Source organism: Caldalkalibacillus thermarum (genome assembly GCF_014644735.1).
Lineage (GTDB): Bacteria > Bacillota > Bacilli > Caldalkalibacillales > Caldalkalibacillaceae > Caldalkalibacillus > Caldalkalibacillus thermarum.
Genome location: NZ_BMKZ01000010.1, coordinates 45,334 through 66,941 on the forward strand (window position 1 = coordinate 45,334; position 21,608 = coordinate 66,941).

22 protein-coding genes and 1 tRNA gene are annotated in these 21,608 nt (G+C 46.5%); 13 read left to right on the top strand and 10 right to left on the bottom strand.

The window, feature by feature from the left end; genetic code table 11:
- Window positions 1–110: 110 nt before the first annotated feature.
- Entirely contained in the window at window positions 111–2,462 is a 2,352-nt protein-coding gene (locus IEW48_RS05655; protein WP_188622962.1) for an FdhF/YdeP family oxidoreductase, read from the bottom strand.
- Between the two features lie 223 nt (window positions 2,463–2,685).
- Here IEW48_RS05655 and fdhD point away from each other — a divergent pair, with 223 nt between their 5' ends.
- Complete coding sequence (gene fdhD / locus IEW48_RS05660) at window positions 2,686–3,480, top strand: formate dehydrogenase accessory sulfurtransferase FdhD (protein WP_188622963.1); 795 nt, start codon at window positions 2,686–2,688, stop codon at window positions 3,478–3,480.
- Here the strand turns inward: fdhD and IEW48_RS05665 are convergent.
- Window positions 3,450–4,070: a molybdenum cofactor guanylyltransferase gene (locus IEW48_RS05665; RefSeq protein ID WP_188622964.1), complete on the bottom strand. Its 621-nt coding sequence runs from the start codon at window positions 4,068–4,070 to the stop codon at window positions 3,450–3,452. The genes fdhD and IEW48_RS05665 overlap by 31 nt on opposite strands.
- A gap of 138 nt (window positions 4,071–4,208) precedes the next feature.
- Here IEW48_RS05665 and IEW48_RS05670 point away from each other — a divergent pair, with 138 nt between their 5' ends.
- The 5 genes from IEW48_RS05670 (at window position 4,209) to IEW48_RS05690 (ending at window position 9,813) form a co-directional block, all read left to right on the top strand.
- The gene (locus IEW48_RS05670) at window positions 4,209–5,858 is read left to right on the top strand and encodes a spore germination protein (RefSeq protein WP_188622965.1); all 1,650 of its coding nucleotides are present in this window, start codon (window positions 4,209–4,211) and stop codon (window positions 5,856–5,858) included.
- A complete protein-coding gene (locus IEW48_RS05675) occupies window positions 5,818–7,143 on the top strand; it encodes a GerAB/ArcD/ProY family transporter (protein WP_188622966.1) in 1,326 nt (441 codons plus the stop codon). Before IEW48_RS05670 ends, IEW48_RS05675 begins: the two co-directional genes overlap by 41 nt.
- Before the next feature lie 21 nt (window positions 7,144–7,164).
- Entirely contained in the window at window positions 7,165–8,331 is a 1,167-nt protein-coding gene (locus IEW48_RS05680; protein WP_188622967.1) for a Ger(x)C family spore germination protein, read from the top strand.
- A gap of 92 nt (window positions 8,332–8,423) precedes the next feature.
- The gene (locus IEW48_RS05685) at window positions 8,424–8,858 is read left to right on the top strand and encodes a hypothetical protein (RefSeq protein WP_188622968.1); all 435 of its coding nucleotides are present in this window, start codon (window positions 8,424–8,426) and stop codon (window positions 8,856–8,858) included.
- A 184-nt stretch (window positions 8,859–9,042) separates the two neighbouring features.
- Window positions 9,043–9,813, top strand: a complete 771-nt coding sequence (locus IEW48_RS05690) for a 3D domain-containing protein (protein WP_188622969.1) — start codon at window positions 9,043–9,045, stop codon at window positions 9,811–9,813.
- Window positions 9,814–9,934: 121 nt separating this feature from the next.
- Here the strand turns inward: IEW48_RS05690 and IEW48_RS05695 are convergent, their stop codons facing one another.
- Complete coding sequence (locus IEW48_RS05695) at window positions 9,935–10,363, bottom strand: Hsp20/alpha crystallin family protein (RefSeq protein ID WP_188622970.1); 429 nt, start codon at window positions 10,361–10,363, stop codon at window positions 9,935–9,937.
- Window positions 10,364–10,565: 202 nt separating this feature from the next.
- Between IEW48_RS05695 and IEW48_RS05700 the strand changes: the two genes are divergently transcribed.
- The 4 genes from IEW48_RS05700 (at window position 10,566) to IEW48_RS05715 (ending at window position 11,939) form a co-directional block, all read left to right on the top strand.
- Entirely contained in the window at window positions 10,566–11,114 is a 549-nt protein-coding gene (locus IEW48_RS05700; RefSeq protein WP_188622971.1) for a class I SAM-dependent methyltransferase, read from the top strand.
- A gap of 90 nt (window positions 11,115–11,204) precedes the next feature.
- On the top strand, window positions 11,205–11,354 hold the full coding sequence (locus tag IEW48_RS05705) for a hypothetical protein (protein WP_188622972.1): 150 nt from the start codon (window positions 11,205–11,207) through the stop codon (window positions 11,352–11,354).
- Between the two features lie 28 nt (window positions 11,355–11,382).
- Window positions 11,383–11,517: a YfhD family protein gene (locus IEW48_RS05710; RefSeq protein ID WP_188622973.1), complete on the top strand. Its 135-nt coding sequence runs from the start codon at window positions 11,383–11,385 to the stop codon at window positions 11,515–11,517.
- Between the two features lie 101 nt (window positions 11,518–11,618).
- Window positions 11,619–11,939 carry a hypothetical protein gene (locus tag IEW48_RS05715; protein WP_188622974.1) on the top strand — a complete coding sequence of 107 codons (321 nt, stop codon included), beginning with the start codon at window positions 11,619–11,621 and terminating at the stop codon, window positions 11,937–11,939.
- 147 nt (window positions 11,940–12,086) lie between these two features.
- Here the strand turns inward: IEW48_RS05715 and IEW48_RS05720 are convergent, their stop codons facing one another.
- The 5 genes from IEW48_RS05720 to IEW48_RS05740 all read right to left on the bottom strand — a co-directional run bounded on the left by IEW48_RS05720 (window position 12,087) and on the right by IEW48_RS05740 (window position 16,711).
- Complete coding sequence (locus IEW48_RS05720) at window positions 12,087–12,695, bottom strand: peroxiredoxin family protein (protein WP_007504856.1); 609 nt, start codon at window positions 12,693–12,695, stop codon at window positions 12,087–12,089.
- Window positions 12,696–12,756: 61 nt separating this feature from the next.
- Complete coding sequence (locus tag IEW48_RS05725) at window positions 12,757–13,500, bottom strand: cytochrome c biogenesis CcdA family protein (RefSeq protein WP_188622975.1); 744 nt, start codon at window positions 13,498–13,500, stop codon at window positions 12,757–12,759.
- 323 nt (window positions 13,501–13,823) lie between these two features.
- On the bottom strand, window positions 13,824–15,971 hold the full coding sequence (locus tag IEW48_RS05730) for a heavy metal translocating P-type ATPase (RefSeq protein WP_188622976.1): 2,148 nt from the start codon (window positions 15,969–15,971) through the stop codon (window positions 13,824–13,826).
- A gap of 4 nt (window positions 15,972–15,975) precedes the next feature.
- Window positions 15,976–16,341 (bottom strand): ArsR/SmtB family transcription factor, encoded by a 366-nt coding sequence (locus IEW48_RS05735; RefSeq protein ID WP_188622977.1) that lies wholly within the window; start codon window positions 16,339–16,341, stop codon window positions 15,976–15,978.
- A 226-nt stretch (window positions 16,342–16,567) separates the two neighbouring features.
- The gene (locus tag IEW48_RS05740; protein WP_188622978.1) at window positions 16,568–16,711 is read right to left on the bottom strand and encodes a hypothetical protein; all 144 of its coding nucleotides are present in this window, start codon (window positions 16,709–16,711) and stop codon (window positions 16,568–16,570) included.
- Between the two features lie 361 nt (window positions 16,712–17,072).
- Here IEW48_RS05740 and IEW48_RS17400 point away from each other — a divergent pair, with 361 nt between their 5' ends.
- Window positions 17,073–17,198 carry a hypothetical protein gene (locus IEW48_RS17400; RefSeq protein ID WP_268236540.1) on the top strand — a complete coding sequence of 42 codons (126 nt, stop codon included), beginning with the start codon at window positions 17,073–17,075 and terminating at the stop codon, window positions 17,196–17,198.
- A gap of 56 nt (window positions 17,199–17,254) precedes the next feature.
- On the opposite strand, the gene mltG is transcribed toward IEW48_RS17400, so the two are convergent.
- Window positions 17,255–18,346: an endolytic transglycosylase MltG gene (gene mltG / locus IEW48_RS05750; RefSeq protein WP_188622979.1), complete on the bottom strand. Its 1,092-nt coding sequence runs from the start codon at window positions 18,344–18,346 to the stop codon at window positions 17,255–17,257.
- 136 nt (window positions 18,347–18,482) lie between these two features.
- Window positions 18,483–18,579, bottom strand: a tRNA-Sec gene (locus IEW48_RS05755).
- Between the two features lie 170 nt (window positions 18,580–18,749).
- On the opposite strand from IEW48_RS05755, the gene IEW48_RS05760 reads away from it, so the two are divergent.
- Together IEW48_RS05760 and selB are read left to right on the top strand one after the other, a co-directional pair.
- On the top strand, window positions 18,750–19,607 hold the full coding sequence (locus IEW48_RS05760; RefSeq protein ID WP_007503539.1) for an alpha/beta hydrolase family protein: 858 nt from the start codon (window positions 18,750–18,752) through the stop codon (window positions 19,605–19,607).
- Between the two features lie 5 nt (window positions 19,608–19,612).
- Complete coding sequence (gene selB, locus IEW48_RS05765; RefSeq protein WP_188622980.1) at window positions 19,613–21,550, top strand: selenocysteine-specific translation elongation factor; 1,938 nt, start codon at window positions 19,613–19,615, stop codon at window positions 21,548–21,550.
- The last annotated feature ends 58 nt before the right edge of the window (window positions 21,551–21,608 follow it).

Sequence of the window (21,608 nt, forward strand, 5' to 3'; positions counted from 1 at the left end):
TGTTAGCGCCCCGTACGTCTCTATGACGCATGGGGCGTTTTGTGGAGCTCTTGTTTTTACAGCACTATGTTCCCTCTACCCATGTCAGCAGTTTGTCCGTCTCAGCTCGTTTAACTCACTTCTGTTTCCAGATCCTCAATACGCTTCTCTACATAACGGGTGTCTTTATGAGCATAGTACGTGTCTGCTTTTTCCACTACGGCAGCCACATTGTATTCGGGCACACCCGCGAATTTTTCATAGACTCCTTTTTCGAGGAGCACATTGCCTTCCGGCCAGTAAACCTGAATATTACCGGAGCGGACATCTGCGTATTTAGCCCGGCCTTGCAACTGGCCAAACTGGTTATAGACCACAATGGCCTCACCTTCTTCGATATTCAGCTTTTTGGCATCTTCCGGATTGATAAAGATGTCGTGGCGTTCACCGCCGGTGGCCGGGTCCCGTTCACTGAAAATCATAGAGTTAAACTGCTTGCCCCGCCGGGTGGTAACGTAGAATTGTCCTTCTGTCTTGCGCAACTCCGGAATCTCTATGGGAATTAAATTGCCTCTCCCGTCCGGGGTGGGGCAAACCCCGCCTTCACACAGCCAGGCCCCGCCCCATTGAAAAACATCTCCTTGTTTTTTCAAATGCTGAATACCGTCATAATTGGGGTTGGCTTTGGCAATTTCCTCCCGGATGGCCTGTGCATCCTTAAACTGGATCAAGTGCGCTTTTTCCGGATATACCCGGGAAGCGAGATCGATATAAATCTGCCACTCGGCTCTGGCCTCTTCAATGCGCGGGCCTTTGATTTCCGGGCTGAAGTAAACCATGCGTTCCGTACTGGTTGAAGTGCCTCCCCCCGGTTGCTCAAAGCGTGTCATGGCCGGCAGCACGATCACTTCTTCTTTGGCATCCACCAGTGTGGAGGTATTAAGAATAATATCCTGATGAACCCGTAACTCGACAGCCTCCAGGCACTGCTTAACAAAATCAGGGTCAGGCATGGTTTCTAAGAAATTGCCACCGCTGGTATAAAACACTTTGGTTTTGCGCTCATGGTCATCGGGCAGCAAGGCATTTTCCAGGGAGACACCCACAATATCGCCTGGCCATCTTGGAATCTCAAAGCCCCAGATCTCTTCCATGCGCTTGATATTCTCCTCATCCAAAGGAACGCCGCCTGGAAGTGACATAGGTTCGGCCCCCATCTCGCCGGCTCCTTGGACCCCGCTATGGCCGCGAATGGGCATGACTCCGCAATGCTCCCGACCTATAAATCCCCGTAACAAAGCCAGATTGACCACTTGGGTCACATTGTCCGTTCCAAAACGGTGCTGAGTCAGGCCCATGCTCCACACAAAGACGCCTGACTTGGCCTTAGCTAACAGTTCGGCAAACTCTTTCATCCGTTCGCGGGACACACCGGCCGACTTCTCCAGCAAGTCCCAATCTGGTTTTAACACATGGGCTTTCAATTCGTCGAAACCGTTGGTATGCTCCCGCACAAAGGCATGATCAATGGCTGAGCCTGCTCCTTTCTCTTCCATTTCAAACCAGTGTTTCATCACCCCGTTCATAAAGGCAATGTCGCCGCCAATGTTCACCTGATAAACATCATCCACAAGCTTTGTCCCAAACAAAGCGCTCTCGGGAATAGACGGTATCCAGTAATGTTCCATTGACGGCTCTCTGTAAGGGTTGACAAGAATGATTTTTGTCCCTTTTTTCTTGGCGGCATACATGTACTTGGTGGAGACAGGCTGGTTATTGGAAGGGACGGATCCCCAAAAGATCAGCACATCAGTACCGATCCAATCCTTGTAACTGCAACTGGAAGCCCCGATGCCCAAGGAGCGTTTCAGGGCTGTTTTGCTGGGCGAATGACAAATGCGGGCAGCATTGTCAATGTTGTTAGTGCCCAAAAAACGGGCTACTTTGGTTGCTGTGTAATAGACCTCGTTGGTCATGCCGCGGGATGTGAGGTAAAAGGCCAGCTGTTTGGGGTTAATGCTTCTGATTTTGGCTGCAATGCGGTTCAGGGCCTCATCCCAGCTGAGGCGGGTAAACTTATTTTCTCCCGGCTTTCTGGACATGGGAAACGGAATCCGGCCCAGCTTGCGCAACGCAGTGCTGTCCAGCTTTCTTAAAGCCTCGACATCCTCTAGTACGGACGGGTCCAAAGGCGGCATTGTATTTAACCGCAACAAATTGAGGCGAGTAGTGCACAAATGGGGCCCTGTCAGGGTCTGGTCGTATAACCCCCCCACCCCCAAGGCACAGCCATCGCACACGCCTTGGGTCAGGATCCTGTAGGCATAAGGCAGGTTATCCCGGTTTTCCCACACCACTTTAAGGGTGTCCCGAATATGTTTCGGTTTGATTTTGCCCAGTCCCAGCGGCACCTTGCTGACCCACAGGGAAGGGGTCAGGGATGTGTCCAGTTTGATCGGTCCTGTATGTTTGGTTTTACCCATGACAATCCTCTCCCTCGCTACCAAAGAGCCAATAGTGAGTGTATGCGTAACCAAATTTATTTTCCATTTCATGATGACAAATACATTAAACCACGTTGTCTGACACAATATTATCATGGTAACGTATATATGACAATATATTTTTTGTTTTTTAAAGATTCGTTTTTTAAAGTTGGTTGTCAATTTCTGTTTAACTGAAATCGCCTGCAAAGGAGAGTAAAAGATGACCACACCAAAGCTTACCACTGCCTGGCGGTTGACGAAATACAAGGACCAGCAGTTTGTCTCTTATGAGGATCAGATTGTCACCGAATTTCCTTTAACCATTTACTTAAACGGGGAAGAGTTTGCCACTTTGGTGTGCTCACCAACCCATCTGGAGGAAATGACCGTCGGGTTTTTGGCTTCAGAAGGTGTCATCCGCCGCTACGATGAAATCAAATCACTCAATATCGATGATGACCAAGGCCTGGCCTATGTTGAATTGCATCACCCCACCTCGTCTGCCCAGACGCTCCATTCCAAGCGCTTTATCGGCTCCTGCTGTGGGAAAAGCCGCCAGTCATTTTATTTTTACAATGATGTGCGCACAGCTAAAACTGTTGTCACCAAACTTGAGATTACGGCCGAGACATGCCTGGCTTTAATGGCTGAGATGCAAAATCAAAGCAAGACCTTTAAAACAACCGGCGGGGTGCACAATGCTGCTTTATGTTCCACAGAGGGCATTCTGATCACACGGACGGATATCGGCCGACACAACACCTTGGACAAATTATACGGGCATTGTTTGGTGCACCGCATTCCTGTTCGGGATAAAATCATCACCTTCAGCGGCCGAATATCTTCAGAAGTGTTGTTAAAAGTATCCAAGATGGGCATTGGAATCCTGCTCTCCAAATCCGCCCCGACTGAATTGGCCCTACGGATGGCGGACGAGCTCAATATCACCACAGTCGGTTTCATCCGTGGCAATCAAATGAACATTTACACCCATCCTGAGCGCATCCTCTTATAGTCCTCCGGCGTGTTCATATTAAAAAAAGGATCCGGCTGTTTGGTCCATGATCGCCATTCTTCTTCTGGGATCAAATAGCCGTTTTTCAGTACAGAAAACAAATCGATCCATCGTTTCCTCGAACGCTGCAAGAGTCCCTCGATTTCTGCGGCCAGCTCCCCATATACCGCTGCAAACGGTTGATACTGCCCACCCGCAAACGGCACATAAGCCTCATAGCCCGGTTTATCCTGGATGAACTGCTTTAATCCCTGCAGATAATCCCCATCCAAACATGGCATATCACAGGCACACACAAAATAGGATTGCGCTGGTGCTGTTTTCATTCCCGTGTACATGCCGGCTAATGGGCCTTCTCCTTTATAACGCGGATCATCTGTCACGATATGCACAGCCGTTTCTTTCTGCAAGAGAGCGGATATGGTCTCCTGCTCCTGTTCACGAACAACAATCACCACCACGGATGAGAAAGGTCGTAAAAGATCCACTAATCGTTCAACCATGGTTTTATTTTCAATGGACAGCAATGCTTTTGGCTGCCCCATCCGCCGGCTGGCTCCTCCTGCCAAGATGATGCTTGTCCACATCATATCCCATCTCCTCTTTGTACCCAATCTCAGTGCCGAAAACCAAGACGCATAAAATGGTTGCAACTTCAAAAACTATTTAAAGTCAATAACCCCTGTTCATTTCCTTGCTTACATTTTACCATGCTTTGAGGAGACCTGATGATGAAGAGGAAATTTATCAAACCGTTAAGCGTAGCGGAGCTGAAGAAGAAAAGGCTGCAACAGGAATACGAGAAACAGCAACTGGAACCATTGCAGGGGATCTCTGTGCACGAATCTTTGGACATCAACGTCAAGCGAATGGAAGAGCTGTTCCAAAACACTGAAGATCTTGTGATTCGCGAGTTGTATATAGGGGGTTACCAGCATCTCAAAGCAGCCATGTGTTTCATTGACGGCTTGACCAATCCTTTTGTCACCGATGAATATGTGATTGCTGCTTTGACAGAAGACATTGTGAACCGATTGCCTGATCACCTGCTGACAGATCATCAACAAATATTTGAGTGGGTCAAAAAAGTAGGTCTTCATGCCAGTGAAATAGAAGAAACACGAGAGTTCAAACAAATTGTGCAAAGTATATTAAGCGGGGACAGTGTTTTATTTTTCGATCAGATCAACCAGGCTTTAATTGTGGATACCAAAGGCTGGGCAACAAGAGGGGTTCAAGAGCCCAATAACGAACAAGTGATCAGAGGCCCCCGCGATGGTTTTACCGAAACATTGCGGGTCAATACAGCCTTAATTCGCCGGCGGATCAGGGATCCCCAACTGCGTCTGATTCATTATAAAATCGGGGAACGCACCCAAACAGATGTAGGCCTCATGTATATCGAGGGTTTGGTGGACAATAACACCTTGCAAGAGGTGAAAAACAGAATTGAGAACATTACCTTCGATGGGATCCTGGAGAGCGGATATATTGAGCAGTTTATTGAAGATCATCCCTGGTCTCCTTTCCCCCAGGTGCAATACACGGAACGGCCTGATAAAGCCGCTTCCCACCTCCTGGAAGGGAAAGTGGTCATCCTCGTCGACGGATCCCCTTTTGTACTGATTGTCCCGGCTATCCTTATCCAGTTTTATCACAGTCCTGAAGACTACTATGAACGGTTTATTATTGGAAGCTTAGTACGTTTCATTCGTGTGCTCAGCTTCTTTTTTGCCCTTTTGCTTCCTTCTCTGTACATCGCTTTTACCTCTTTTCACCCGGAGATGATTCCGTCCAAACTGGTGATTGCCATGGCAGCCGGGAGGGCTACTGTTCCCTTTCCGGCTATTGTAGAAGCTGTCCTGATGGAGATAGCGGTTGAAATTTTGAGGGAGGCCAGTGTCCGCCTGCCGGGCTTGATTGGTCCAACCATCGGGATTGTGGGGGCGCTGGTGATTGGCGAAGCAGCTGTGCAAGCCGGACTGGTCAGTCCGATCATGGTGATTGTGGTGGGGTTAACGACCATCTCCTCTTTTGTTATTCCCAACTACAGTGCCGCCATCGCCCTGCGCATGCTCCGCTTTCCGATGATGTTTATAGCTGGGACGTTTGGGTTGTACGGCATCATGGTCTTTGTCATTATGATCATCATCCATCTCTGCTCTTTAAAATCTTTTAATGTTCCTTATACGGCGGGGTTTTCGCCAGCACGTCTGTCAGACTTTAAGGACTCAGTCATTCGTTCCCCCTTAAACAACCTGAATAAACGACCCACCCCCTTTAACCAAAAGAACATCTACCGTCAACCTACAATTGAGGAGCAAGGTGGCGATCCGCATGCTACTGCGCAGAACAATGGTCAAACCAACAACGGCTAAAGCTTCCCAAACAGAAACAGAGAGAATTGTGATCACTCCCAGAGAATCTGGCTCCCTGATTGCCAGCACACTGATCGGTGTGGGGATCCTGACTCTTCCCCGCTCCTTGTCTGAAGTGGCCCGGGAGGGGGCTTGGCTTAGCACTATCCTGGGCGGATTGGTCACTTTGGCTCTGTTGATCATCTGGACCCGTCTCAGTTTTCGTTTTCCCTTAAAAAGTATGGCTTCCTATGCTCCGGAGATTTTAGGCCCCAAAAACGCTTCAAATATAATGGGGAAAATCGTGGCTGCCCCCTTAATTATAGGGTTTATTGGATACTGGTTGTTTACGGTGGCCGTGGTGCTACGTTCCTTTGGCGAAGTAGTAGTGACCACTGTTCTGGTTAATACCCCGCTGGAAGTGATCATTTTAACCATGTTATTTCTTGCCTACATGTTAACGTTGTATGAGGTGGATGTGGTGGCTAGAGTTAATGAGTTAGTTTTACCCCTTATTGTAATCCCTGTTGTTTTAATCATCTTATTCTCTCTCCAGAGCTTCAGATTAGAATACTTTTTGCCCCTTTGGCCAGATTTACACATGAAGGATTTGCTGCAAGGCATCCTTATCTCTGTCTTTGCCTATCTCGGCTATGAAATTATCACCGTTTTCGGGGGTTATACGTTTGTGACGAAAAAAACGCTGCCAGCCAATGTGGGCGGTTTTCTCACCCCTTTCTTCATTTATACCGCCATTGTCATCGTTGCTGTGGGATCTTTTGGAGTAGAAGAGTTGCAAAAGCTCCTTTGGCCCACATTTGAGCTGGTGAGGGTCACAGAAGTGCCAGGTGTGATTTTGGAAAGGGTAGAGTCCGCCTTTTTGGGTGTATGGGTCGCCGCCGTGTTCACCTCTTCTGCCAATCTGATCTATGCTGCTTCTTTTCTGGCCAAAAAATTTGTCGGCAAAGGAAAAACCCATATCTGTGCGCTGTTCTTTATTCCTCTTGTATACTGGCTTGCGCTTCTTCCTGAAAATGTACATATCGTGTTTGAGTGGCAAACTTATGCGGGTTATGCGGGGTTAATGGCCAGCGGTGCTGTGCCAATACTGCTGTCCATTTTGGCCCGCATCAGGAAAATCGGACTGTCTCCGCCGCCATATGTTATTCCCCAGAACGGACACAATCAGCATAATCAACTGAACTCCCAACAACCGGGAGATCATGCTGACCAGCAAAGAAACGGAACCCCTGACCAGAATAGCCAAAACAAAACCAACAATAACAATGAGAATAACTCCCGCTAAACTGATGAAGAAGGTGACACCATGCGGCCATTGAAGCGTCTTTTCTGTCTCATTTTATCTGTCATTCTTCTATTTTCAGCTACCGGCTGCTGGGACCGGCGTGATCTTGAAGAACGGGTCTCAGTCGTAGCAATTGCTGTTGATAAGCCAAGCAATAGGGAGGAGGAACACGCCAATCAAGAGTACAAGGTGACGATTCAGATCCCTGTCCCCATCCGGATTGCGGGTGGAGTAAGTGATGGCGGGGGAGGAGGGGGTGCAGAATCAGTCAATGTGATGAGTTCTACCGGCTTCTCCATTGGCCAAGCTATGGACAACCTGGAAAAACGTTTGAACCAACAGCTTTTTTTTGGACACACCCGCGTAATTGTCATCAGTGAGGAAGTAGCCCGGGAAGGGATGAAAGAAATCATCGATGGCTTCCGGCGCAATCCCCAAATGCGGCGCATTCTGTGGCTTTTAATTTCTGAGGGAAAAGCAGAGGATGTCTTACGTGTCTACAACGATCTTGAGCAAGTGCCAATCGTGTACATTATGCTCATGATGGAAAACGGAGCCCGGATGGGGGAAATACCTGACATTTCACTGGGGGACTTTTATATTTCCCTTTCAACCCGTACACTGGACCCCATGACCAACTATGTCATGGCCCATAAAAACGATGTTGCGTGGAAAGGGGTTGCTTTATTTAAAGGAACAAAAATGACCGGCACCCTCACCGAAAGTGAAACATGGATTTTGTTACAACTCCAGGGCGAGGCACCAGGTGGAGAGGTTCTTGTCTCATTGGACGAGAATGAGCTGAGGAGTCCAGTCCTGCTTAATCCGGAAAACGTACGGACACGGACCACCATTAATACCAACAAAGGCCAGATCAGAGCCCATTATCATGTGGAAATCGAGGCTGAGGTGAAAGAGAAAAACGCCGATGTTAAGTTGGATGATCCAGCTGTGTTGGAGAATGTGGCCCAAAAGGCTGAGGAACAGCTTGAAAAACAGGCCCAGGAACTGATCCGCAAAGTGCAGAAAAATTACGGCGTGGATGCACTCAGACTGGGTTTGAAACTGAAAGCATTTCACTACAAAACATGGCAACAATTAGATTGGGAAAAGGAATTTCCGAATGCCACCATTAACGTGACTTATGATGTTAAAATCCGTCGCACGGGCATGCAAACAGATCTCTAATCCAAGACTATACCTGTTCATGTATATCACAGCTGATCGGTGGGACCCTATAAAAACACAGCAGGAACAAAAGACGGTCGAGGTGGATAAGAATGAAACGCTGGTGTTTTATCTTCGTCATGCTGACCCTTTTCACAGGATGTACACTGAACAACATGAATGAAGGTATGGAATATTTTGCCGAATCCCAAACTGAGCTGAAACGAAGTCAGATCCCCACCATCACGGTTGATGGTCAGAAAGTGCCTGTATTAAGGGGTGAGATCCGCCCTGAACAATTGGGAAACACTCAGCCTGCCCCTGTTAAAGCAGGAGGAACACTAGAAATTAAATTTAAATACGCCCCGCAAAATTCCCTTATACGCCTGCAACAGTGGCACAATGGCACACATACCTGGAAAACGATAAAGGGGAACCAGTTCACGCTCCCTAGTGAAAAAGGACTCTACCTATATACTTTTCATCTTAACTGGGGACAGCACGATGATTTGACTGGCAGTTACAGTATTTTTCTTGAAGCCAGATAAAAAAATTATGGAGCGTAAACCCTGAGCAGAAGAAACACTTAAATCCATGATGCCTGCTTGCGTTTACCTGGTAGACAGGCCGCCTTAATTTACCATTTATTAACTGTATTAACCTTTTTTATCATTGACATCACTTCTTGATCCGCTATAATGCTAGAGATAGAAAATAGCCAGAGGTGATGTCATGAGTTCAAACACCAAATGGGTGTTGATCGGATTGATCTTGCTCACCATCATCGGTCTCCAACTGTATGCACTGTATGAGATTCCCCGGTCCTATGCGGAAGAAATAAAGGCCATCCAACAAGAAAAAGAAGCCCTGGAGACCGAGAAAGCCTCACTGGAGCAAGAAAACACCCAAATGGAGTCTGAATTGGCCGATCTCAAAGAAGAACTTCAATCTATAGAGAAACGTTTTGAAGAAACCCAACAAGAACTGGAGAACACCATTAAAGAACTGGAAAAAGATTTGGAAGAATCCAATGAAAAGATACAGCAACTTCAACAGATCAACCAGCAAAAAGAACAAGAAAACAAGCGGCTTCAACGTGAACTTCAATCCAGAAAAGAAAAGCGCCAGGTTCAAGTGGCCAGCCGCAGCCGTGATTCTGGCAGCAGTCAACCTGCTGCTTCTAAACAAGACACAAGCAGTAACCAGTCCTCCAATTCACGCGTCTTAACAGGATTTGAAGTAACTTGGTATAACATTAACGGCATCACAGCGAGTGGCCGCCCAACCCAAGACGGGGTAACCATCGCCGTTGATCCAAACATCATCCCGCTTGGAACATGGGTGAAAATCACATTTCCGGACGGTACGGTTAAAAAACGGCGGGCCGATGATACTGGCGCAGCCATCCGGGGACGAAAAATCGATATTTACAAGGATGCGCCAGACAGTGATCTTTTATCATTGGGGCGTGTCACTGGGGTGAAAGTGGAAATCCTCGATTAATGTTCACTTAATAATGTTTATAATGTTCGCTTTCACATTCCTCTCACTACCAATAGCGACCCGTTGATAAAGGGTCGCTATTGGTTTTTAAAATCTATAATAGGATGGGTATTTATACGTCTTAATGAAATTCCACATCAATTCTCTTCCGGTTGGTCCGTTCCTGCTTAGGCATGCGGATTTCCAAAATCCCTTGTTTGTATGTGGCTTTGGTCCCTTCTGCTGAGACAGGTGCCGGCAGGGGAACAGTGCGTTGAAAGCGGCCGCTAAACCGTTCCTTGCGATACATGTGTTCCTCTTGTACTTCTTGCACCCGGTTGATCACACCGCTGATGGTCAGCTGTTGCTCTTGTACGTCAATGTCTACATCCTCTTTTTTCTCCAGTCCCGGGAGTTCACATGAAGCAATCACCTCTGTGTCCGTTTCATATACATCCACCCGGGGTATATTCAGCTCTTGATTAAACAGCGGCAAATCGTGAAAAAAACGGTCCAGATCCCTGCGCATATGTTCCAAACGCCTGAATGGTTCGTATGGTATTAAAGCCATATATCTTCCTTCCCTCCACTTTTTCTTTAACTGTGAATGTGATCAATGACTATTATTTACTGACGCCAGTGGTTTTATACCACTAAAACGTTGTAAAATAATATAGAATATAGATAATATCTCGTCCAGAGTATAGAAAGATGCTCACAATGGGAATCATAAAAACGTCTAAGATAGGAGTGAAAAAGCGAGAGTGAAAAAAATGGACAGAAAACTTTTCTTACAAACGTTCCTACACTCACCCACGCAAGTTGGCAGTGTTGTGCCCAGTTCCAGTTTTATGGTGCGGGAAATTACAGACCTTGTCGCCAAAAGCAATCCGGCCACTGTTGTTGAATTTGGAGCTGGAACCGGTGTCATTACCCGCGAACTGGACAATTACTGCCAGGAAAATCAGGCTAAGCTATTGACCTTTGAAAAGGACGATAAATTAAGGGATTATTTGAAAGAACAATTCCCTCACCTGCCCATTTTCTCCGATGCCCTTTATTTACCCAAGGTGCTTGATGAACAAGGAATAACGCAGGTGGATTGTATCGTCTGCGGTTTGCCGTTTACACTCTTTCCACAACAACTCCGGGAGCAGCTTTTCGATATCATCTATTCCACTCTGGCTGATGATGGAGCTCTTGTGATGTACCAATTCTCCTGGCATATGCGTAAAGCCCTGAAGCAAAGATTTGGCTCCGTTGAGCTCAATTTTATTCCCTTAAATATCCCTCCTGCTTTTGTCTATTACTGTAAAAAATAACACCAATTACAAACTCCCTCCATTGGTGTAGCCCGTTTAAGTTGGCTCTAAGCGGGCAAACTAAACTTAACCAAAGGAGGGAGTTTATCTATGCCTGAAAAAGAACGAAGACAGGATAACCAACCACCTACACCGGAAGTTGAACATCCTCAGATCAAAGAGTTTGATCATAGCACTTCTCATCCAGAAAATCCGACGGTAACCAATGGTGAAATGGGTCAAAAACCGTATCAACCGTAACAAACGTAACAGAAGGGAGATCTAGGCCATGAAGAGAAAGGAACAGTCCCTCGTGGTGAAGGCCGAAGATATTGAGTTTTCACGTGAAATGGCCGACCGGGAAGATCTGGAAGCCTTAAAACGGGCAGAAGCAGCAGACAAGCGGGCCCAGCAGAAAAAATAACAACTTCATCCCCTGTCTTCCAGATTACATCTTTTGTTCAGAGTCAAAACATACTATAATAGCAACAGAAGAGAAGGAGTTAACAAAAGGAGTGGAGACGCTTGAAGGGAAATCTCAAAGATGTTCTCTTGGAAGTGGGACTTAGTATAGCTGGGTTATTCCTGTTTATTACGGGTAATATCGTCAATAAACTGCGCCGCCAAAAGGGACTGACATCTGCCCACTGGATGATGAGCCTGGCTGTGCTGAGCGTTTTTCTCATCGGTTTTGGACTGCTTTCTTTATTAGGACCCGAACCTTTTGCTGTTCCAGTGATTTTAATCGGGATCGCCGGGCTTGTCCTCTCCATGGCTAAACTGGCTTATGTCTTCCTCAAAATTGGGTTTATTCTGGCTTCCACTTCCATGATCCGCAAATCGTAAAGTGACAGGATGCAGCTTTGGCTGCATCTTTGTTTTTATTGAGACAAAAAAGAAACATCAATCCATTTAAAAGATAAAAGGCAATAACAAATACTTTTCTTTTTATACGAGCCTCGCTTTCTACCAGATAAGAGGCAAGAAGGGGGTTTATTCCATTGCGTTGGCGGCCTCCTTCATCCAGTCATAACTCATCGGGCCCACTATTTTTTGTTGGATTATACCCTTTGAATCGATGAAATAGCTGGTCGGAATCGTAAACGCTTGGTACATGGCCGCCACTTCACTTTTCTCATCTAGCAAAACCGGGAAGGTTAACTCATATTTCTCTACAAACTGCTCAACATTTTCTAAAGAAGCTTCAGACTCCGTTAAATTGACGGCTAAAATTTCAACTTCCTCCTGATACCTTTCATAAAACTTCTGCATATCCGGCATTTCAGCCCGGCAAGGCGGACACCAGCTGGCCCAGATATTGAGGATCACTTTCTTCCCTCTCAAATCGGATAAAGCAATCTTCTCACCTGACAAGGTCACAAGTTCGAAATCCGGGGCCACTTCCCCTTTTCCCAGACCTACGCTCTCTCCCTCTGTTTCCCGGACTGGTTGTTCTTCCTGATCAATAGCCACCACCAGTTCATCCAGAGAACCTTCCTTTCTTCCTTGCCCAGAATCTTGATGTTGGCTGTCAGACAAGGTGTCAAAAACCGTCCAGCCAAGGACCAGAAGTAAAATAACACTCACGATGACTTTCTTCACGCTTTATCCCCCCATTTATATCTAAAGCACAAGCCTTCGGTTGTTCTAACCAGCTTGGAAATTATCCCAATCGGGAAAACCAGGTTCCGTCAATTAGTTGGAGGATCCAGCTTGACAGCCGTGCCAATTGGCCGGTGTACAGTAAAATCCCCATCACAATCATCATCGCGCCGCCAATTTTCATAATTAGGGTAGAATATTTCATAATCCATTTTGAGGTGCTGATGTAAAACGAAAGGAGCATAAACGGCAGGGCAAATCCCACAATATAAAAAGATGTATACGTCAATCCTTGCGCAGGATTATTGGCTGCTAATATGAGTATGGCCGCAAAGATCGGCCCAATACACGGGGTCCAGCCGGCCGCAAAGCCCATGCCCACCAAGGTTGTACCCAGATATCCTGCCGGTTTGGTGGCAAATTGAAAACGCCTTTCTTGCATCAGCCAGTCCCATTTCAAAAACCCAATTAAGAACAAACCAATGAGAACAATAAAAATCCCGCTTAACTTCTGAATCAACAGTCCGGAACTTCCCGTCAAAAAACCGCTGATCAACTCTCCTACAAAACTGGCACCAAATCCCAGAGCCATGAAAACAGAAGAGACACCCAGCAGAAAAAAGAGGGAGTGACTCATCACCTTAGCTCTTATTTTGGGACTCTGGTTCTGCTGCAAATCCTGCACGGAGATACCGGTAATGTAAGAGAGATAAACTGGAAATAACGGCAATGTGCACGGTGAGATAAACGAGAGTACACCCGCCCACAAGGCAAGCCATACAGTGATATCGCTGGGATCAACCATGCTAACATCTCCTTTGCGTGATTGGTTAAAGGTTAAAATCGGTGATTCAATAGTATTGTATCTCATTTCAACACTCATGTTGATCCTGTTTGTGCAGATTTTATGAACAGAGAGCCAGCTCCATATCAGTTGGTTCCAGAGAACCGCAGCACAGCCTGAACTGGAAGATGATCGGATGCTTCCCTGTTAATGTTGACAACCTGAACCGCTTCAACACAAAAATGTGAGCTGACAAAGATGTGGTCTATAATATAAACACCAAAAAAACCTCCATAACGGAGGTTAGCAAGGGTTATATATCCGCCAACGGGTGATTTTGAGCGTTAAAATACACCCTCTTTCATTCTCATCAATCTCATGCCGTTGAGAGTAACCAATAGTGTAGCGCCTACATCAGCCAGTATGGCCAGCCATAAAGTTAACCAGCCTGGGATAATCAGCAGCATGGCCACCAGTTTAATCCCAAGAGAAAAGGCTACATTTTGTTTGATAACCTGCAACGCTTTGCGGCTAAGCCGAACAGTAAAAGGCAATTTGCTGATGTCATCGGCCATGAAGACAATATCAGCTGTTTCCATGGCCGTATCTGTTCCCGCTCCGCCCATAGCGATGCCGATGTCAGCTGCAGCAAGAGCTGGAGCATCATTAACCCCGTCTCCTACCATAGCCACTTTGTGGTCATGCTGTTTTAAATGCTTAATTACTCGCAGCTTGTCTTCAGGCAACAATTCCGCTTTCACCTCGGAGATCCCCACTTGTTTCCCTATGGCCGCAGCCGTCCGCTGGTTATCCCCGGTCAGCATAACCGTTTTCTTAATCCCTAACTTATGAAGTTGATCAATGATTCTCTGGCTGCTGTGGCGAATTTCATCACGCACGGCGATTAATCCTAAGAGTCGTTCACGTGTCCCCACCAGCATCACTGTTTTTCCTTCCTCTTGCAACGAACCAATCTGATCAAGGACATCCTGAGTAAGGACAGTTGGAAGCATTTCCCTAACCATCCCAGGGCTGCCCACATAATACAGTTTGCCGTTGACCGTTGCAAAAACCCCTTTACCAGTGATCGACCGGAAATTTTCCACCTTATACGTGGACAGATCATACCCCTTTTGTTCCGCTTTGCGTACAATAGCAGCCGCCAAAGGATGCTGAGACCATCTTTCAATGGCTGCAGCCAAGCTGAACCATTCCCGGTTATCTTGATGCAGACTTTCTGTTTGAGATCTTGTATCCTGGTAAGGGATTATGTCTGTCACTTCTGGAACGCCTTTGGTTAAAGTCCCTGTTTTGTCAAACGCAACCGCAGACAAGGTTCCAGCTTGTTCCAGATAGACACCGCCTTTAATTAACACCCCATGTCGCGCAGCATGACCAATGGCCGTCACAATGGCAACGGGTGTAGAAATCACCAAGGCACACGGGCAAGCAACCACCAACAGGGCTAATCCGCGGTAAATCCAGTCATGCCAATCCCCGCCGAAAAATGAAGGGGGGATGGTTATAACCGCCAAAGCAATCAACATGACGATAGGAGTATAATACTTGGCAAAACGGTCGATAAAGGCTTGAGAAGGTGCCCGTTCCGACTGTGCTTCTTCTACCAGGTGAATGATTTTGGCAATCGTCGTATCCTCACTCTTTTTAGTCACTTCCACTTCCAAGACGCCATCTTCATTCAGCGTGCCCGCAAACACCTCATCACCCTTGGACTTGGCTACCGGGATAGATTCACCTGTAATCGCCCCCTGATTAACCGTTGAAAAGCCCTTCACCACCCGGCCGTCCATGGCAATCTTTTGTCCGGGTTTGACGATCATGATATCTCCCACCCGGATCTCCTCCACAGGAACCTGCATCTCCTCGCCTTCACGGCGGATCACAGCTTCTTTGGGTGCAATCCCCATTAAAGAGCGGATGGATTGACGGGCTTTATCCATAGAGTAAGTTTCCAGCGCTTCACTAATGGCAAACAGGACCACCACCATTGCCCCTTCTCCCCACTCACCAATGGCTGCCGCACCAAATATGGCCACCGTCATTAAGGTTTTCATATCAAATCGCAATTGAAGAAGATTTTTAAGGCCCTGAATAAATAATGCATAACCGCCAATCACAATAGAGGAGGCAAAGGCAAGCCAGGAATAGGTGTTTCCTTCTCCATACACCAAATAAAACGTCCATCCCAGGATCAATAAGGCGCTGGACAATATGGTACGTTGGGTCCCTTTGTTTCTCCATAACGGGATGCGGGTCATTTCTTCGTTCTCATGATAGACCCTTAAGCTCTCGAATGCTCCCGCTTTCTCCAATTCAGCGATAGAGGGGTTCCCATACACTGTGATTTTGGAGGTGGCAAAATTCACTTTGGCATCTTGCACGCTGGATAATTTTTTCACATTGCGCTCAAACTGAGCGGCGCAATCCGCTCAGGTAAAACCCTGGACCCGGTAAGTTCTTTTTTCGGCCATGGCCTTAGCTTCCTTTCTGTTCCCGGCTATGTTCATGAGCAATCCGGATCAACTGTTTCACATGGTCATCATCTAATGAGTAAAACACTAACTTGCCTTCTTTCCGGTATTTGGCCAAGCCCATATGACGTAACAAACGCAGGTGGTGGGAGGCTGTCGCGGTCGAGGAACCAATAATATGCGCCACATCACAGACACATAATTCATCTTCCTGGCTTAAAGCATAGGCGATCTTCATCCGCGTCTCGTCGGCCAGTGCCTTAAATATAAGGGCCATCTCTTGTATATCTTTTGTTACCATCCGCTGTTTCAAACGATTGACCTTTTCCTCGTCATAACAAAAGATCTCACATTGATCTTTTTCAACCATCAATTGCCACCCCTTTTATTCAAACGTTTGTTTTATTATTATAATATCTCCAAGCGAAGACACTGTCAAATATTTATTTGAATATCTTATGATTTAGGCATCTTCTCTGCCTAAAATTCAGAATTGTTCCACGGGAAACATTTATTCCCTTACAGGGTTGACATTCTGCCATGTGCCCCAAAAATACAAAAAAAGAAGCCCCTAGTTAGAGGCTTCCTTTCAACTGTTAGTCTCGTAACTGATTCCAAAAGCGCAAGATGTCGTTGGACAACATCAGTTCCAACTCAACTTGTTTGGAAAACTCGTGTGCAGACTGTCCTTGCAAATACCCAAAATATCCTTTCAGTTCCTCCAGTTTTTTGCTCTCCACTTCTATCCCTCCTAAGAGTATTACATGTTTTTCTGTATCTCTATCTAGGTTTATTTTTTAATAATACAAAGAAATACGTCAATTGTAAATAAGATATTTAAACATTTCGAAAAATTAATGAGTGTTACTTTTTTCCTCTTCAGACACCATTACAATCAAAATCTTGTTCATTTGAATATGATATGTTATGACCATATCGAAAATAGGTCGTGGGTTCCCATTCAACTGGACCCGCCCACACCAAGAGGACAACATACCAATTTAGTAGATGCAGCGATTGCCGAAGCGCCATTCCATGATTTAGACAGAGAGATCCACTGGATCGGCAGGGTGCGGGGCTGGCGGGGATTCAGGATCACTGGTGACCACGCTGGATAATATTGCAGTCGGTCTGCTCTTTGCCGGCTCTTCCCAGGCTACCATTGTCAATCAAATCGAAAATGTCCGGGCCCTGTTGGGAATCGAAGTAGCGGAAGAGATGCTTTAGCGCAAGATGATAGCGGATAAGGGGATCCAGCTATGAATGCGTCTTAAATCATTGGCTCATTGTTGTGCCCGGGCTTTACGAATATTTTCCAAATGCTCTTTATAGGTCTCGGCAAAATAATGCTCCCTTGTCCCATCGTTTTTGAGGACATAATATTTAAATTGATGCTTCTCAGGTTTTAACGCTGCCAGTATGGAGTCGAGACCGGGATTGGCAATCGGTCCCGGTGGCAGCCCTTCATGTTGATACGTGTTATAAGGGTGATCAATCTCCAAATGCTCGTACAAAACACGCTCAACATGTTCCCCTAAAGCGTATTGGACCGTAGCATCGACCTGCAGTTTCATCCCTGCTTCAAGGCGGTTGTGCAGTACGCCGGCAATGGTTCTTCGTTCGCTGTCTACCGCTGCTTCCCGCTCAATGAGGGAGGCTAAAATAACGATGTCATAAAAATGATAGGGACTGTCCTCAGCTAGTTCCTTCCAATCTTGATACCGGCGTTCAAATTCCCTTAACATGATCCTGATAATCTCTTCCTCGTCCGCGCCCTGGGGGATGTGATACGTCTCAGGAAATAAAAAGCCTTCCAGTCGGTAAGGACGATCCTCCTTTTCGGGAATATCGCGGACAAAAGTGATATCGCTAAAATCACCATGGTTAATAAGCTTTAAAAACCGGTGTTGATCGACCAAACCGGCTTCGGCCAAACGTTCAGCCACTTGCTCAACAGTTAATCCTTCCGGTATAGTGACCAATTCGCTCTCTGCATAAGTCTGACTTTCTAAATGTGCCACAATGTCTGGCATAGACATGCTTGGAGATAAATGATGGCGCCCTGCCTTAAAATTAACACCGCCTTGCATACGGACAAAAAAATAAAAAATATCCTCGTTTCTAATTAACTGCTGCTCCTTTAAAATCGAAGCAATTTCCCGGCCCGAGGCCCCTTCAGGGATGTTAACTTCAACAACCTGTTCACTGTGGGGATCAACCGGCTGCAGGCTTTGATACACATAAACACCAAGTGTGGCCGTACTTAAAAACAAAAGGACGGCTGCCACAACTAATTTGTTTGCATAAGGATGAATGAAGGTAAGCAGTATATGGCTGCTTCCTTTTCTTTGTGCGGTGAGGGGCTTATTCGGCATTTGCTGAGGTATCCTCCTTCTGATCATTCACACTTCTCTTAATCAGAATGAGTGTGCGTCCCTTGTGTCTGTTATTTTATTTTAATATTTAGAATTTTTTAATCGACACATTTCACTATTCAAAGTAATACAACTATGGCGGGAGCGTGTGGGAATCGAACCCACCAGGGACAGCACGTGCCCCCCACTCGGTTTTGAAGACCGGGGCGACCACCAGGTTCGCATCCGCTCCCATTCTAACTAACAACAAGGATAAGCATCATGGGCAAGCATGGTCTATAATACAAAAAAAATGCTGAAAAATCAAGAGCAAACCTTAGCGTAGGCTATCCTATTTGAATCAAGCTGTTCCCTCTTGTACAATGATGAGAGAAAAGTGTTACTTATAAAGGAGGGCATGGTTATGTCAATACCTTTTAAGATAGAAATGGCCCCAAACAGACTGATACGTGGTGAGTTGTTTCCTGCACACGAGCCCCCTCAAGGAACCATCATTATTTGCCATGGTTTCAAAGGATTTAAAGATTGGGGTTTTTTCCCCTATGTTGCTAACACCCTTTCATCCTCCCTCCCACTTCATGTGATTACATTTAACTTTTCACATAACGGAGTAGGAGATAACCCCTATGAATTTACTGAGCTAGAGAAATTCGCGAAGAATACATACACAAAAGAACTGGAAGATTTGGACACATTGGTTCAAGCGGTCCGCAATCACACTCTTCCATTGGAAAATGCACAAAAGAACATTGAACTGATGCCAGAACCCCTTTTTCTGCTCGGTCACAGCCGAGGAGGCGGTGTCAGCCTTATTTACGCCTTTGATCATCCAGAGTGGATTGCGGGTGTGATCAGCTGGAATGGAATTACCAATGTGGATCTGTTCACAGAGGAGCAAAAACACGAGATGCGCGAGAAAGGACGCACCTTTATCGATAATGCCCGGACAGGCCAGAAGATGCCCATAGACCTGGAAGTTATTGAAGATATAGAAGCTAATCAGGCGCGTTTTAACATTGTAGAAAGAGCCAAAACAACCCATGTACCCATATTTTTGATCCAGGGTACGGACGATCATCCCCGACTAATTGAGGGGTCACAAACACTGGTCAACGCCAATCCACAAATTCAGTGGATAAAAATTCCTGACGGGAATCATACCTTCAATGCTGTTCACCCCTTTGCAGGTGAAACAAAACCGTTATACGAAGCGATTAAGCATACCGAAGAGGCCATCAAGTCCATAATGCAAAGGAGATAATCAACATGGGTACGAGTGACATAAACAACACAGGGACACATCCCCATTTCACCATTGGCATTGCTGGACACATCGATCACGGCAAGACCACTCTGACCAAAGCATTAACCGGACAAGATACAGACCGGCTTAAAGAAGAGAAAGAACGAAACATCTCCATCGAATTAGGCTTTGCTTCGTTCACCCTTTCAAACGGCCATACTGTGAGTGTCGTTGATGTACCTGGTCACGAACGTTTCATCCGGCAAATGGTGGCTGGCGTGGCTGGTATCGATATGGTTTTGCTTGTTGTTGCTGCCGATGAAGGCGTCATGCCTCAAACCAAGGAGCATTTGGACATTTTAAATCTCCTGAATGTAAACCGCGGACTCATTGTCATTACTAAGGCAGACAAAGTGGATGAGGAGTTTATTGAGTTGGTGACCGAACAGATAAAGGAAGAAACAGCCCATACATTCCTAAGTAACAGTCCAATCGTAGAGGTGGACAGTTTGAGCGGGCGTGGTATCGACCGCTTAAAGCAGGAGATTGAGAATCTCCTGGCCAATCTTCCTTCCCGCCCCACCTCAGGCATTGCCAGACTCCCTATTGACCGCGTTTTTTCCAAAAAAGGGTTTGGCACCATTGTCACGGGAACACTATATCAGGGAAAAATCAGTGTGGGGGACGAGATGGAAATCCTCCCTCAAGGATTACGAGTGAAGGTACGCCAGCTGCAGGTGCACGGATCTGACCAAGAACAGGCCTATGCAGGTCAAAGAGTGGCTGTCAATCTTTCTGGTGTTGACAAAGAGGAGCTTTCCCGCGGTGACGTGCTCGTGACCCCCGGCAGCCTAGAAAGTACGCAACGCATCGATGTGGAAGTCACCCTCTTAGATCATCTAGATTTTACTATTAAACAGCGCAGTGATATCCGCTTGCACCTCGCTACTTCTGATATTCTAGGCCGCATCATTTTCTTTGACCGCAATGAATGCCAGCCGGGTGAGACGTGCTTTGCCCAGCTGGAATTAAAAGAACCAGTGACCACATTGTTTGAAGACCGTTTTGTCTTGCGCCGCCCTACCCCAATGACAACCATTGGCGGAGGGATGGTCATCGATCCCTATGCCACTAAGCACCGCTTCGGACCAGAGACCATTAAGCTGATTGCCGCCAAAAAAGATAAAGACGTGTCGGCCAGGGCCAAACATATTTTAGGTGAAGCGGGTATGCTCACTCTGGATGAGCTGACCCGCCAGCTGGGCATTTCTCCCGTTGATTGGCAGCGGGAGATCGACCATCCTGCTCATCAGGGACTGAAACAGATCGAAAGCCAAACCAGTCCGTTGACTCTGGTCACTACTATGGACTGGTGGGAAGCAACCTGGAATCAGCTCCAAGATGACATGAAAAACTATCATCAGCGCTATCCCCTCCGGGAAGGACTGGACCGCAAGCAGGTGCAAAACAAGTACTTTCCACAGTTAAACACAGCCCAATGGAACTTAGTCCTGCAGCAGGCGGAAGTTGAGGGGCGTGTTCAAGTGAGAAACGAAGCCCTGGCCATGCCGGGCTTTGAACCCATGCTCCGACCAAAAGACAAAGAGATCTGGCAGAAGGTCAACAGCATCATGCTTGAGAAGCAACTTGAAGTTCCCCCTTGGGAGGAACTGCTGCCTACACAGATGCCACAGGACGTGCACCTTGATCTGCAGCAATGGCTGGTGCGCTATGAGTATATGGTTCCCCTTGATGAAGGCCGTTTTCTCAGCCGGGAAGCCTTTGATAAGGCTGTTCAGCGTCTGAAAAGCAATACGGGTAAGTCCTTTACCATTCAAGAGGCGAAAGACATTTTTAACACTACCCGCAAATATTTGATTCCTTTCTTAGAAACGCTGGATAAATTGGGCTACACCACCCGTAAAGAAAACAAACGCTACTGGAAACAGCGGAACAGCTAAATCTATGAACTTATTTAAACAAGAAAGCTCCCAGAGTACGGGAGCTTTCTTGTTTATT